General features: G+C 36.0%; 12 protein-coding genes. 9 read left to right on the top strand and 3 right to left on the bottom strand.

Features of this window, described 5'->3' with window-relative positions; genetic code table 11:
• The first annotated feature begins 7 nt into the window (after positions 1-7).
• From prwr041_RS12050 to prwr041_RS12010, 9 genes are all read left to right on the top strand, one after another.
• A complete protein-coding gene (locus prwr041_RS12050) occupies positions 8-1,141 on the top strand; it encodes a sensor protein KdpD (RefSeq protein WP_207154029.1) in 1,134 nt (377 codons plus the stop codon).
• A 23-nt stretch (positions 1,142-1,164) separates the two neighbouring features.
• Positions 1,165-2,643, top strand: a complete 1,479-nt coding sequence (locus prwr041_RS12045; protein ID WP_207154027.1) for a sensor histidine kinase — start codon at positions 1,165-1,167, stop codon at positions 2,641-2,643.
• Positions 2,644-2,771: 128 nt separating this feature from the next.
• Positions 2,772-3,929: a hypothetical protein gene (locus prwr041_RS12040; RefSeq protein ID WP_237072240.1), complete on the top strand. Its 1,158-nt coding sequence runs from the start codon at positions 2,772-2,774 to the stop codon at positions 3,927-3,929.
• Positions 3,930-3,939: 10 nt separating this feature from the next.
• Positions 3,940-4,818, top strand: coding sequence for a nucleoside phosphorylase (locus tag prwr041_RS12035; RefSeq protein ID WP_207154025.1), 879 nt, complete (start codon positions 3,940-3,942; stop codon positions 4,816-4,818).
• Entirely contained in the window at positions 4,819-6,189 is a 1,371-nt protein-coding gene (gene mnmE / locus prwr041_RS12030) for a tRNA uridine-5-carboxymethylaminomethyl(34) synthesis GTPase MnmE (RefSeq protein WP_207154024.1), read from the top strand.
• A 1,031-nt stretch (positions 6,190-7,220) separates the two neighbouring features.
• A complete protein-coding gene (locus prwr041_RS12025; RefSeq protein ID WP_207154022.1) occupies positions 7,221-7,880 on the top strand; it encodes a hypothetical protein in 660 nt (219 codons plus the stop codon).
• Positions 7,877-8,731, top strand: coding sequence for an agmatine deiminase family protein (locus tag prwr041_RS12020; protein ID WP_207154020.1), 855 nt, complete (start codon positions 7,877-7,879; stop codon positions 8,729-8,731). Before prwr041_RS12025 ends, prwr041_RS12020 begins: the two co-directional genes overlap by 4 nt.
• 3 nt (positions 8,732-8,734) lie before the next feature.
• A complete protein-coding gene (locus tag prwr041_RS12015) occupies positions 8,735-9,157 on the top strand; it encodes an NUDIX domain-containing protein (RefSeq protein ID WP_207154018.1) in 423 nt (140 codons plus the stop codon).
• A 2-nt stretch (positions 9,158-9,159) separates the two neighbouring features.
• On the top strand, positions 9,160-9,912 hold the full coding sequence (locus prwr041_RS12010) for an alpha/beta fold hydrolase (protein ID WP_207154015.1): 753 nt from the start codon (positions 9,160-9,162) through the stop codon (positions 9,910-9,912).
• A gap of 80 nt (positions 9,913-9,992) precedes the next feature.
• Here the strand turns inward: prwr041_RS12010 and prwr041_RS12005 are convergent, their stop codons facing one another.
• The 3 genes from prwr041_RS12005 to prwr041_RS11995 all read right to left on the bottom strand — a co-directional run bounded on the left by prwr041_RS12005 (position 9,993) and on the right by prwr041_RS11995 (position 14,107).
• A complete protein-coding gene (locus prwr041_RS12005; protein WP_207154013.1) occupies positions 9,993-11,129 on the bottom strand; it encodes an HNH endonuclease in 1,137 nt (378 codons plus the stop codon).
• Positions 11,126-13,183 (bottom strand): AAA family ATPase, encoded by a 2,058-nt coding sequence (locus tag prwr041_RS12000; protein WP_207154011.1) that lies wholly within the window; start codon positions 13,181-13,183, stop codon positions 11,126-11,128. Before prwr041_RS12000 ends, prwr041_RS12005 begins: the two co-directional genes overlap by 4 nt.
• A 111-nt stretch (positions 13,184-13,294) precedes the next feature.
• Complete coding sequence (locus tag prwr041_RS11995) at positions 13,295-14,107, bottom strand: phage exclusion protein Lit family protein (RefSeq protein ID WP_207154009.1); 813 nt, start codon at positions 14,105-14,107, stop codon at positions 13,295-13,297.
• Between the last annotated feature and the right edge of the window lie 312 nt (positions 14,108-14,419).

Raw genomic sequence — 14,419 nt, 5'->3', positions numbered from 1 at the left:
TGATATTATGAACGATACTTATTACGATAACGACAAGGCTGCACAGCACTTTCTTGATATTATAAGAAAGCAAAGACGCGGAAAGTTAAAAATCTACATCGGCATGATTGCCGGTGTAGGCAAAACTTTTCGCATGCTTAAAGATGCCCATCACATGCAACAACAAGGAATTGACGTGCAAATAGCGTTTGTTGAAACTCACAAAAGACGTGAAACAGAAAATTTACTCAACGGACTTACTGTTATACCACGCAGAAAGCTTTTCTATAAAGGGAAGCAACTTGAAGAAATGGATCTTGACAATGTTATCATGCAACATCCCGAGGTCGTTATTGTTGACGAATTGGCTCATACCAATCTACCTGGAAGTAAAAATACAAAACGCTGGCAGGATGTTGAACAGCTGCTAAATGTTGGTATAAATGTTATAACAGCCGTAAATATCCAGCACATTGAAAGCATTAGTGAGGAAGCTGGAAAAATTACAGGTGTCGAAATTCGAGAACTTGTTCCTGATAGCATTCTCAGTGAAGCAGAGGAAATAGTAAATATTGACCTTACTGCCGAAGAACTAAGACAACGGTTATGTGAAGGAAAAATATATGGCAAAGCTAAGGTAGAAACTGCACTAAATCACTTTTTCAGTACTGAGAATATACTAAAACTACGTTCACTTGCACTTGGAGAAGTTGCACTTAGAGTTGCTAACAAGGCACAAAATGATTTATCACGAACTAATGTAGAATCGCATTCTATACTAGCATGCATAAGCAGCAATGCTTTAACGCCACGCCACATCATACGTCGTGCAGCAAGAATTGCGGCCCAGCATAACTCAACATTTTGTACACTCTACGTACGCCGTCCTTCTGAAAGTCCCGACAGAGTGAGCTTAGCATCACAACGACATGTATTAAATCATTTTCAACTTACGATAGAACTTGGTGGAGAAGTAATACAAGCTTCATCCAGTGACGTAATAAAAGAAATAGAAGCATTGTGCATACAACGAAATATAACAACAGTCTGTATTGGACGACCATCTTTTAAAATGCCTTCTACTATAATGAAAATAAGGAAATATCGCAAATTTCTACAATTTCTTGCTAAAAAAAGAATAGATTTGATTATACTTGCATAGTAAAACAAAAAAAATACAATATTATGAATATTAAGACAAAACTCACACTCGTAATAGGATTACTTGTGATGATGACATTCGCTCTTGTCGTCGTATCTGTAATAAATGTACAAATACTCACCGCTACCGACCCAGAAAGTCCGGCAGCAGGTCCTGGTATGGAGCGTGCCCTTTTCTGGATAACCATGCTTGGCGCTATATGTATTTTCACTGGTATTGGAATATGGATATCATTCCCCTCTTCTATCGCTCGTCCTATAAAAGAACTATTGAATGCTATTCAGGATATTGCATCTCAGCATTATGAAAGAAGGCTGCAATTATATGGTACAAAAGAATTTGACGATGTTTCTCGCAATTTCAATATTATGGCAGAGAGACTTGCTGCATATCACGCAAGTTCCATTTCTCAGCTTATTGCTGCTAAAAAGTATATGGAAACACTCGTCAACAGCATCACTGAACCAATAATAACCCTAGACAATAATAAAAATATCATTTTCATTAATGACGCAGCACTTTCTATACTTAACATTTCACGGAATGATGCTATTGGACATTCAGCAAATCAAGTGTCTATAAACAATGACTTACTCAGACAATTAATAAGAGATCTGGATAAAAAAGAAAGTAATATTGACAATTCCACATCTCTGAATAAGCAGACAAACGAAATACCTCTCAAGATTTATTCTGATGAAAAAGAAAGTTATTTCCAAGTTAAGTATATCACAATCGTAAATAAAAAAGGCAATAACGAAAAAGATGAAAGAAGTCACATGATTATGCTTAAGAATGTGACCGAATTTAAGGAACGTGATTCTGCAAAAACTACTTTTATTTCTACTATATCACATGAACTAAAGACTCCTATTGCTGCCATTATGATGAGCCTGAAATTACTTGAGGACTCACGCATTGGAATACTAAACAACGAACAGGCTGAGTTAACTGATGACATCAAACAGAATAGTGAAAGATTACTTAGCATCACTAGCGAACTGCTAAACATGACTCAGGTTGAGTCTGGTAAATTGCAACTGAAACCACGCATAACACGACCTATTGAATTAATAGATTATGCTATAAAAGCAAATAGAGTTCAAGCAGAGAAATTCAATATCTCTATAGAAGTTGAATACCCCAAAGATAATAACATATCAAAATTGTTTGTTGACAGTGAGAAAATAGCATGGGTAGTAACGAATCTATTGTCAAACGCAATACGCTATTCTCAAGAAAATGCACGCGTAATAATAGGCGCACAACAACAAGATAACTCCCACGTACAAATATATGTAAGTGACTTTGGAAAAGGTATTGATCCGAGATATCACCAAAGTATATTTGATCATTATTTTCGCGTTCCGGGCACAAAGGTACAAGGAAGTGGACTTGGACTTTCTATCTCTAAAGATTTCGTAGAAGCACATGGAGGCACACTCACCGTTGATAGTCAAATTGGCAGCGGTAGTACATTCACTGTAACACTTGAGGTATAACATCTTTTGTAGGAATAGATAATTCAAACAACAATTTATACAATTATCATGGCGTTTTGAAATTTATTTTGTAATTTTGTAAGTGTGAAGGATAAAGACTTCTCTTATATTATAAAGGAATAAACAAAATGCAAAGGAAAGCAATATATCTTTTAGCAGCATCAATGCTAGCCATATTAACTGTAAATGCGCAACCTGCAAAGCGTGTTGTCAAGGCTAAAGCTGCCACAAGCATCACATCTGACAAGAAAGGAATAAATCTTGATTTGATGAAACAGTTGATGCCTGCTACAGCCAAGATTATGTTTATTGACAGCACCGTAGTAAGTAAAAACGATTTTCTAAGCCACATTCCACTAAACAAGGAATCTGGTAGATTAGAATACTCAAATAAATTCTTTGATAAGAAAACAAGTAATAACAATACTGTTTATATCAACGGATTTGGCAATAGAGCCATTTTCGCTGACGGTGATTCTGCTCAAACAGGCATTTATACAGCAGATAAACTTGGCGACAAATGGACAACTCCTACTAGCATCAACTCTATTGACAAAAACTATGAGATGCCGTTATATCCGTTTCTGCAAAGTGACGGAGTCACATTGTTTTTTGCCGCTAAAGGCAAGAATAGTATCGGAGGTTATGATATTTTCATGACAAGATACAACAGCGATAAAAATTCATTCTTTCCTCCTGAAAATTATGGACTTCCTTTCAACTCTACAGCCAACGACTACCTGCTTGCTATAGACGACTTCGACCAATTGGGATGGCTTGTTACAGACCGTAATCAACCAGAAGGGAAAGTATGTATTTACACTTTTGTGCCTACAAAAGAAAGACTAAACTTCACAAGCGATAATCTTAACGAGAAACAGTTGAATAGAATGGCTACAATACATTCTATATCAGAAACATGGAAATTCGGAGATCGCAATGTTGCCCTTGCTAGACAGAAAGCTATGATTAACCGCAATAATGCTGCAGCAAAGAATAATGGGGATATAAACTTTGTAATAAACGACAATACAACATATCACAGTATTTCAGAATTCTCTACTAGCAACAGACAGAAATATAGCAAACTTATACAAATGATTTCTGAACAGGAACAAGATGCGCATCAATTGGATTTAATGCGTGATAAATATGCGATATCAAATGCTAACGCTAAAAAGTCATTATACGATAAGATTATCAAGGCAGAAAAGTCTAATGAACAACTATGTGATGAGATATCAAAACTTGAAAAAGAAATAAGAAATAACGAAAACATCAAATAATTTATTAACTATGGATGAGAAAAAATATTTTGCAGAATCAGAACTGATTCTCAACGAAGACGGTAGTGTTTTCCACTTGCACCTTAAACCAGAACAACTTGCAGACAAGGTTATCCTTGTTGGTGATCCTGGTCGTGTAAGTCTTGTAGCATCACACTTCGATGAGCAGGAATGTGATGTTCAGAGCCGTGAATTCCACTCTATAACAGGTACATATAAAGGAAAGCGCATAACAGTACAAAGTACTGGTATAGGATGTGACAATATAGACATTGTTTTAAACGAAATGGACGCATTGGCAAACATAGACTTCAAAACAAGACATGAAAAGCCAGAGCATCGTACACTTACATTTGTACGTATCGGCACATGTGGTGGTCTTCAGGAAAATACTCCAACTGGAACATATATTGCAAGCGTAAAGAGTATTGGATTTGATGGACTACTCAACTTTTATGCTGGACGCAATGAAGTTTGCGACCTGAAACTTGAAGAAGCATTCAAGAAGCACATGGATTGGAATCCCCTATTGTGTGCACCTTACGTAATTGATGCTGACAAGGAATTACTAGATCGCGTTGCTGGTGCAGATATGGTAAGAGGTGTAACAATCGCATGCGGTGGCTTCTTCGGTCCACAAGGCAGAGAGCTACGTATTCCTTTGGCTGATCCAGATCAGAATGAGATGGTTGAAAGCTTTGAATATAATGGCTTGAATATCACAAACTTCGAAATGGAAAGTTCTGCCATTGCTGGCCTTTCTGCATTGATGGGACATAAAGCACTTACATGCTGTATGGTTATAGCTAACCGTCGCGCTAAAGAAGCAAACACTGGCTATAAGAATACCATTGATGGATTAATAAAACTTGTACTTGAAAGAATTTAAATGAATAACGACAATATCTGTGCACTGGCTACACCTGCTGGAGGTGCAATCGGAATAGTAAGAGTATCAGGACCTGAAGCAATTAGTATCACCAATAGTATATTCAGCAAGGATATATCTTTGGCGAAACCAAATACATTACACTATGGTGAGATAATTGATAAAGAAGGTTCTACAATTGACGATGTACTAGTTTCCGTATATCGTGCGCCTCACAGCTATACAGGTGAAGACAGTACAGAGATATCTTGTCATGGTTCAGCCTACATACTCAACAAGGTGGTTCACACTCTCATTGACGCAGGCTGTCGCCAAGCAGAACCAGGTGAGTATACCAAGCGTGCTTATCTTAATGGCAAGATGGACCTTAGCCAGGCTGAGGCTGTTGCTGACCTTGTTTCAGCAACCAATCGCGCATCCCATAAAATGGCACTCAGTCAGTTGAAGGGACATTTCAGCAGTGAGTTATCTATTCTTAGAGACCAACTACTGAAAATAACATCGCTGCTGGAACTTGAACTTGATTTTTCTGATCATGAAGAGTTAGAGTTTGCAGATCGTAGCGAGCTCATGCAACTTGCTCAGAAGATTCATCAGCGCATAACTGCATTAGCAAAATCATTTGAAACTGGTAACGCTCTGAAAAAAGGAATACCTGTAGCTATCATCGGTAAGACAAATGTTGGAAAGAGCACCCTACTCAATCAACTTCTTCACGAAGACAAAGCTATCGTGAGTGACATTCATGGTACGACTCGTGATGTAATCGAAGATACTACTGAGATAAACGGAATAACATTCCGATTCATTGATACTGCTGGTATACGTCAGACAGAAGATAAGGTTGAGCAACTTGGTATAGAACGTACATTCAAGAAGATTGATGAAGCTACAATAATATTATGGCTAATCGACTCTATCCCATTGTCAGAGGAAATCGAAAATATTAAAGAGCGTTGCGCAGATAAGAACCTGATCATTATTATTAATAAGATTGACAATAATAATTTAGCAACCGACATTATCAAGCAACTCACAACAATAGCATCCGATTTACAACATCTTGAAATATCTGCAAAGTTGGGTACAAACATATCACAACTGGAAGAAGCTTTATTCAAATCTGCCAACATTCCAGAGATTAACGAGAATTCTGTAATCGTAACGAGTGCCCGCCATTATGAGGCATTAACTCGTGCCAACGAAAGCATTACTCGTGTGATAGATGCAATGGAAGCCGATTTAAGTGGTGACCTAATAAGTGAGGATCTGCGTATATGTCTTGAACAGCTATCTGAAATAACAGGCGGTCAAATCACCCCGAATGAAGTTTTAGGCAATATTTTCCAGCACTTCTGTATTGGAAAATAATCTTCGAAAAATAAGAATTAGAGAATCGCACATTATATAGTTAAAGCGCTCATAGAGAGCGCTTTTCATTTTGAAGTTCACAATTGAGAATAATCGATTTCAAGCATTTTTATCAATATTCGTACCCTTTTCAATTTAACAAGGAAATCCAATTCGTTATTAAAATATAAGCCTAAAATTATAATAAGTTACTACATTAAACTTTGAATAATTTGATTTGATGCCAGCATTGATATCGGTACCAAAGTATAAGTTTCTGATAGAGTCTTGGAGTGCTTTAAATAAAAATCAATCTGAACCAGTATATTATTTAGCATTGAAGAAATATCATTATACAAATACTATCATTGTATTTTTTATTTCCCCACACTCTTATCTATATTTATAAAACGGATGATACTATGAAACCCCAAGATTATATTTTCTTTAAATTTCTGTAGTTTTAAAGGCATTCATTGTATTTCTTAGGTAGAAATGTGTAATTTTGCATACAAATTACCACTATTATTGAGCATGTCCCATGAGATGAGACTGCCCTTTTATAGTTTTATAGTCGCAAATTAATAATAGCAAGAATATGTTAGGAGCTAATATAGGTGATATCGGTTGGTATTAGATGGGAGTTTAACTCCTGCAAATGACTACGACTTTGAACAACTCTCTAGCAAGAATGGTTTACGGATCATAAAATCTGTACCATCACGGTTACTGATGCTTTGCTGCATGGTTTACAAGTTCATGCAACGGATGTTAGATCAGCCTTTAATAGTCTATTAAATCCCTTCGTTTTAACATTTACATCTGTAGAGCAAGATGGTCTCGACTTCCATGGGTATTTGCAGAAAAATAATTCACGTTATAATCAACTGATAAAAGTTCTCTCCCTCTACCGCCTTACGATGGGACAACCAAGACAAGAAGAATTACTGAATATCTAGGAAAGGAAAATACCTTCTGAACAAATCAAACAAGTGCTGTTTGATTTGAGTCCATATAGCAGAGAAATCAATAGAAATTAAAAGTAATAAGACATGAAATTATCGAATGAACTAAAGAACTTCCATAGAAGTGACGTTCTAAATGAACTGGAAAAACAATTCAAGGATCTATCAAAAAGTTTCTTGTATGGCGGTCATATCGAGGTGGGTGATGAATTCAAAATATTCATCCGAACTGTAGAGTTCTACTATCATAGTGAGACATTTGATGGTATTCATGACCCTATTGTTTATCATAGAAACGGCAGAGATGTTGAGCATTGCCCTTACTTCCCTATAATGTCGCTGCACGCACATTCCTCAGGATTTGATATTACATTTGAGAATGAAAAAGAGCAATATAGAGCATCAGCATTGATACGTGCTTACGAAGTGAAGACTAAGGATGGGAAGTATTTGAAATGGAAGAAGATATCAAATGGCAAATGGATGTTTACAGAGCATGATGACTATCAATACAATACTCAGTCAACGTATCTATATGCACTCATAAATGGTTTTTCGATCGGTGAAGAAAATCATGTGAGATGGAGAGATGAACTACGTAAGGCAGGAACTCCTATTATCGGAACTCGGCAGAATGTGTACTTATCTGTAAGCGATTTTGATTATAAACCATTTGTCAAGGATGATAAAGATAAGGATGTGAAGTGTGACCGGAAATGGAGTTTTACCCGACAAGAGACTGTATGATAGCAGATAAAGATACCAATATAGTCTTTCTCGCTAAGAAGCTGAAGGAAGAGCAACCAGATGTTTTTTATCGACTGACTACGCTGTTGGATAAACTAAGCATCGATTGGGATTTGCTCAAATATACGAAAGCGTATTGGGCTCGCGATTATATGCCCATACAGGTAAACGACAATGAATTTCTGATATATCGATATCTGCCCAAATATCTTACCAAAGACAAGGTGTATAAAAATACTATTACAAATCCGCGAATAACTCTTAGGGAGCTTGAAAGAGAATGTAAAGAGACTGATGTGGTACTTGATGGAGGGAATATAACCTTATGTGGTGACTATATCGTGATGACTAACAAGATATTTGCAGAGAATGATTGCAAAGAGAATGATTTTGATCTTCTTGAAAAAATACAGAAGGTCTTTGATTGTGAGATTATAATCATCCCCTGGCATTGCGACAATCGTGATGATGAAAATGCTGACGTGTATGGGCATCCAGACGGATTGATTCGGTGGTGTTACGGAAAGAAAGTACTGATATCGAACCATCGTGAGGCTGAACCAGAAGAGGCTGAAGAAATCAAGCGAAGGCTAGAAGAAAGAGGATTTGATGTGACAGAAATGCTTTTTAATGTTCCTAATCCAGAACCAGATTGGAATTGGGCATACATCAACTATCTGCGAGTTGGAAACAAAATAGTAATTCCTTCATTTGGTATTGATGAAGACAAGCAAGCTCTAAATTACGTTAAAGAAGCCAATCCAGATTGTGAGATCAGCATATTCAGAATGCGGGATATTGCAGCTGGAGGAGGAGCCTTACATTGCATAACTTGGAATATTAAAAGATAAAATATGAACTATACATATAAATATCCAAGACCAGCTGTCACAGCAGACAGTGTAGTCATTACAAAAGAAGCGGCTCCTAAGGTGTTGTTGATTCTACGAAAGGCTGATCCGTACCAAGGTCGTTGGGCATTCCCTGGTGGCTTTATGGAGATGGATGAAACAACAGAGCAGTGTGCCATCCGTGAACTTCAGGAGGAAACAAGACTTGTTATTTCTGAAGTACAGCAGATTGGTGCTTATTCAAAGGTTGACAGAGATCCTCGTGGACGAACTATCACAGTGGCTTATCTTATTCGTGTAGATGAACCATTAGAGGTTCAAGGTCAGGATGATGCAGCTGATGCTCGCTGGTTTTCTCTTAATGATCACCCTACCCTTGCTTTTGATCATGACGACATCATGAGGGATGCTATCAAACTCTTATAGTTATGAAAAAGCTTTTTATATATATGGTAAGTGCGGTGTTAGGTATGGGTAGTCTTTCATCATGTAAGAGCGTGATGCAAGAGACTGCTGGTGTGGTTGAAGTTAATGGCATTAGCCTTGCTTATATTGTTGAAGGTGAGGGTAAACCGGTGATATTGCTTCATGGTAATGGAGGTAGTCACAAAGACTTGGAAACTACAACTCATCAGTTGGCAAAGGCTGGTTATAAGGTGTATGTTATTGACTCTCGTGGTCAAGGTGAAAACAAGCCTCTGTCAGAATACCATTACAAGGATATGGCAGAGGATATGTATCAATTCATTGATAAATTGGGAATTGTGAAGCCTGCTATATTTGGTTGGAGCGATGGCGGAAATAATGCTTTGTTATTGGAACTCATGCATCCAAATACATGCTCATTGATGGCTACAAGTGGTGCTAATCTGTTTCCAAAGGGACTTCTTCCTGAGGAATACGAGAATATGGTGAAAGAGAAGAATCCTTCTCCCCTATTGAAAATGATGATTGATGAACCGGATATGACCTTTGAGGATATGAAGAATATTCAAGTTCCTGTATTGGTTATGGCTGGAGAAAATGATGCTATACAACGTTCTCACACTGAACAGATAGCAAGCAATATCCCAAAGGGAAAGGTGATGATCATTCCTGGTGAAGACCATATATCATACATTCTTCACAACAAGAAAGTTGGCAAGATTCTCCTCAAGTATTTCAAGGAGAATGGATATTAAAGCTATAATATTATGTATTTTAGTCCTCTAAGTCCTCCCCTCCAAGGGGGAGGACACTTTGTAAAAGCCTTCAGGGGATATTACTTTTTTCTATTAAGTTGATCCCAAAGATCGTTCTTCAATATACTCAAAGGTCTTTTCAAAAAGTCATCATCACTATCATAATAACCTCCGAGAATAAATCTCTTCATATCAAAATTAACTATTCCTAAAGATTTGATTTGGTTTATGGTAGCTGTCATAAAACCACTTGAATAGATTTTATGCTTCCACAATATTTCTTCCACAATATCTGCATGTTCATCATATATTCCTTGTACCCCAAGCATTTTGTTAAATCTGCCCGCGTCAGAATTATCTTCTGGGTTCATCGGAGGGACATCGGATCCTGCATTGCATAAATGTGGCAAAACTTTCTGTCCATCATTGGTCATCCTAAATCGAATAATATCTTTTGGATCTAGTCTAAAATGGAGAGGACTAATGTCTGTTTCACCAGGTTCATAGTAAAGAGAGAAACCTAATTCCCTATCGTTTTTCCTACGATTACAAGAACTGCATGATGGTTGTAGGTTGTAGAAGTTTGTACAAAGGTAAGGATACTTAGACTTCGCCTTATTATGATCAAGTTCATAGCAAGGCGCCTCATGATATTTGATTCTAACCATACCTTTTTTGGTTGGTTTTATCTCTTGTAGCGTAACCGTAGTTGCGAATTGTGCATTGCAATACACACAAGTTTTTATCCCCATCTCCTTTATGTACTTGGGTATTATTTCCTTTTGTACATGAACGTATCGCATTGCTTCGACAATAAGTTCAAAAAGAGACATCAATCGTTTCTTGGGAAGCTTAACTTTTATTTTATTAAGTTCATAAGAACCAAGCTTAGGATCCACCAGTTTTGATATTTTTTCATCATATTGTGAAGGCAGTAATGAGTTCAAACCATCATAATTATCATATATAGCCTTCACATAATTTGAGCATTCCAACATCTTGTTGCCAGTTTTATTTTCATAAACCGCAGGATGTCCCTTTTTTGCAGGCTGCCTTAATATTTTTATTTTTGCGCTAGATTTTTTGAGTCTATTACTAAGATTCAACAATCTAGCTTTGGGATTTTCCCCAGTTTTAAACGTGTGAATATCCTCCATTTCCGAGGTATAGCGATTGGCTATTCCTATAATCTTATTTGTAATCAATATTCTTCTCATAGTTCTATACCTAATCTTTCAGCCTCTTCTTTTATCCATACTTTATATGAATCAGTATCTTTAAATTTCTGGGCATACATCTGTTGTAATTGAAATTGTATCAACTCGTCACCTACCAAATCAATTAATTCTTTTGCCAAAGATTCTGTCCATGGATAACTAGTCGGATTATCGGATAAGTAATTAGCCAATGAATCTATCCTATCACTTGCAAATTCACCCATAAACCCGCCCGACAAGAAGAAACTTTGCGCCAGTAATTCGTTTACATTTGCACCAAATGTATTCAGGTGTTTGCTTTCTGAAACGTTCTCTCCATTTTCCAAATATAAAATATTATCTTTAGGTATATCACTGAGAACAAATGGAGAATGGGTAATGATTAGGATGCTTATACCAAAGAATGTATTAAGCTGATTACGTTCTATCAGCGAAAGTAATTTGCTTAAGAATGTACGTTGATATTCTGGATGAAAGCATATTTCTACCTCATCAAGCACCATACATAGATTTCGGTAAGCTAAACGTTCATTATCAGGAATGGACAGAATATTATGCGCATGGTAAAGAAGCGTACTAGTCATATAAATAAACTGACGCTCACCAGAACTTAAATCTGATAAAGGTATCGAATGACGATCAATGTCATCCTTTCGCTCTTGCTCAGTGAATTCTTGGCGCATGATATTGTCATAATCTTCATTCTTTATCAAATATATCGTTGGACGAAATAGAGGTGGCGGAAGGGTTCTAAACCTTTGCATTACATTATCACATTCTGTGTTGACATTCAAAAATTCATTGAATTCTTCGTAAGTCATTGGCTGTTCTAGCCTATTTTTATTATCCAATATATCAAGATTCCTAATGAGATATATTGTTTGATGAACCTTCAATTCAATATGTGAAGAATTGACCATGATTTTTTTAGCCAACTCATACACTAATTTTAGTTCATGCTTATTTGTATTAGTTTTAAAAGCATTGTTGACATTTCCCAATGGTCTAAAATGAGAATATTGTGGGTATTTTTCTGCAATGCTAAATGTTTTGTAAACCAAGTAAAGTCGTAGAGTCAGCTCTATATAGTTCATATCTCTTTCAGCATTTATCCCATATCCATCTAGGATTGCTTTAGCATAGCTACCTTCAAGAAAATAGACATACAAAAATTTATCACTTATCCTCTCTGCAGGAATGTCCCTCAATATTTGTCTATCAAAATTCTCCAACAAATACCCCTGATTAAATATGTAGCGAATAGAGGCTAGCCTATATCCTTCAATAATCTGATAGTTCTCTTTTCGAAATTGCAACATTAGGGCACATAAACGATTTACAGTTAATCCCTCTTCTTTTACCATGTCTATCTTTCCGTTATCTCTATATGGGTTAAGAACGATAGGGCACATATATCCATCATTCTTATGAAAGACACCATTTATCCAGCAATTAGAATCATCTCGCCCCCACACATATTCATTTGTACTTTCATCATACGCCTTATTTGGTTGCCATGATGATACTATTTCTTTTCTATAGTCTGCATCGATGAAAGACTGCATACTATAATTGGTCGCAATCAGATAGAAGAAATTATCAGCTACACATTTAGCTACTCCATAATCATTGGTATCTTTCTTTTTTCCATTGATTTCGTATAAAACAGATGAATTCTCTTTGTGCCAACAAAATAAATACTCACCATGCATCAACTCAACTGAATTACGTCCACATATAAGGGTTCCGTGCTTACTATCAAGATCATATTCCAATGTAGCTTCAATGCCTTCAACAAAACAAAGAGCATCAGCCGCAGGCCGGCTTAGTTTTTTAAGCATCATTGCGCCAAGATTATTAACCATGCGGAATACAAGTTCTATCAATGATGATTTTCCACAGCCATTTTTTCCTACAATAGATGAAACCGTAACATTATTAAGAAAGAAATTATCAAATTTTGGATCAGAAAAGAGATATTCTCCTGGCTTTAAAATTTTCAGGATTCTTTTATCGCAAGAATCTTTAACTATCAGTTTTCTTAATGAGAACATAAAGCTTATTTTTTTATGAATGAAAACGATTATTGTTCTGGGGCTTTTTCCATAAACTTATCAAAAAGCTCCTTATGAGATTCAAACTCTATAGAATATGGATCATAGCCTTTATGAAATACAAAATCCCATACACCTAGATATAGACAAAGAACACTCCAAATCTGGATCAGGTGCAGGTGAAACAAAGTCAATAAAACTTTTTAATCTTTTCAATGAACTTGGATGAGTTATACCATCTTTATCAGAAGGACTAGCCATTATCATAGCACAGAATCCCATCAAAACGCCTAATTCAACAGTCAGATTGTTTTTGCCATATCGCCCTTTCAATACCTCTTGAAATGCCATCTCATCTGCTTCATATTCCTGTTCAAAAAATCGTTCGCTAGAAACGCCAACAGAATGTCCTAATAAAATATGGGCAATTTCATGACAAAGAATGTAGTTAACGGCATAAAGGAATAACTGATTAGTAAAATTCACAGCTTCATTCTTATCATGATTGTTTGGCTTGGGGAGGTTTTCCGGCCATTCGTCATAACCCCAATGTAGAGACATCGCATATTGTCTACATTCCTCTGCAACCCTCAAAGCAATATGATTAATATTATCCTCTTTAATTCCTTTTTGTTTATTATCCCAATAACTGGCAACACCTTCTTCGTAACTTACTAAACCAAAATAACAAAGATTCCAAATATAGCAAAGGAAATTTTCGGTTATTGTAATTTTACCTTCACTATTTACATAAGCACGAAATTTTCCTGCTTTACTTTGATCAATTACTATACCAGTATTAAGTTTACAATCATCAACCAAAGGCATTATTACCCGATCAATGTAATCAGGATTAGTATTCTCTAATCGTCCAAGTATATATTTGAACAACCACGATACAGGAGAGTTAATTGTATCTTTCATTATTATGTCTAAATTATGATAGTCAGCTTAAAATATAATATTTTCACACTACAAAAATAGTAAAAATATTGGAATTATATCTTATTATTTGCGAAAATATCGAGTTTCTACAATATATATTACAATTTATGAATTTCAATTTGTTTGCATTATTAACTGCTAATTATGGATTCATAATAATATATGCCAAATTTTGTAACACTGGTAATAATGATAGCATTATTATTTCCAGGAAAACGCTAGTTGAGATTCTTTCAAATGATATGAAATAATTGGAATTAGAATACATTTAAATCAAATTACCATTTTTAA

Origin of the sequence: Prevotella herbatica, assembly GCF_017347605.1 — a bacterium.
Classification (GTDB): domain Bacteria; phylum Bacteroidota; class Bacteroidia; order Bacteroidales; family Bacteroidaceae; genus Prevotella; species Prevotella herbatica.
Note: the sequence above shows the minus strand (reverse complement) of the source record. Positions and strands in the feature narration are given on the sequence as shown.

What these genes read in the sequence shown, in the direction of transcription:
- prwr041_RS12050 (WP_207154029.1), top strand. Translation starts at nt 8, where the DNA reads ATGAACGATACTTATTACGATAACGACAAGGCTGCACAGCACTTTCTT.
- prwr041_RS12045 (WP_207154027.1), top strand. Translation starts at nt 1,165, where the DNA reads ATGAATATTAAGACAAAACTCACACTCGTAATAGGATTACTTGTGATG.
- prwr041_RS12040 (WP_237072240.1), top strand. Translation starts at nt 2,772, where the DNA reads ATGCAAAGGAAAGCAATATATCTTTTAGCAGCATCAATGCTAGCCATA.
- prwr041_RS12035 (WP_207154025.1), top strand. Translation starts at nt 3,940, where the DNA reads ATGGATGAGAAAAAATATTTTGCAGAATCAGAACTGATTCTCAACGAA.
- mnmE (WP_207154024.1), top strand. Translation starts at nt 4,819, where the DNA reads ATGAATAACGACAATATCTGTGCACTGGCTACACCTGCTGGAGGTGCA.
- prwr041_RS12025 (WP_207154022.1), top strand. Translation starts at nt 7,221, where the DNA reads ATGAAATTATCGAATGAACTAAAGAACTTCCATAGAAGTGACGTTCTA.
- prwr041_RS12020 (WP_207154020.1), top strand. Translation starts at nt 7,877, where the DNA reads ATGATAGCAGATAAAGATACCAATATAGTCTTTCTCGCTAAGAAGCTG.
- prwr041_RS12015 (WP_207154018.1), top strand. Translation starts at nt 8,735, where the DNA reads ATGAACTATACATATAAATATCCAAGACCAGCTGTCACAGCAGACAGT.
- prwr041_RS12010 (WP_207154015.1), top strand. Translation starts at nt 9,160, where the DNA reads ATGAAAAAGCTTTTTATATATATGGTAAGTGCGGTGTTAGGTATGGGT.
- prwr041_RS12005 (WP_207154013.1), bottom strand. Translation starts at nt 11,129, where the DNA reads ATGAGAAGAATATTGATTACAAATAAGATTATAGGAATAGCCAATCGC.
- prwr041_RS12000 (WP_207154011.1), bottom strand. Translation starts at nt 13,183, where the DNA reads ATGTTCTCATTAAGAAAACTGATAGTTAAAGATTCTTGCGATAAAAGA.
- prwr041_RS11995 (WP_207154009.1), bottom strand. Translation starts at nt 14,107, where the DNA reads ATGAAAGATACAATTAACTCTCCTGTATCGTGGTTGTTCAAATATATA.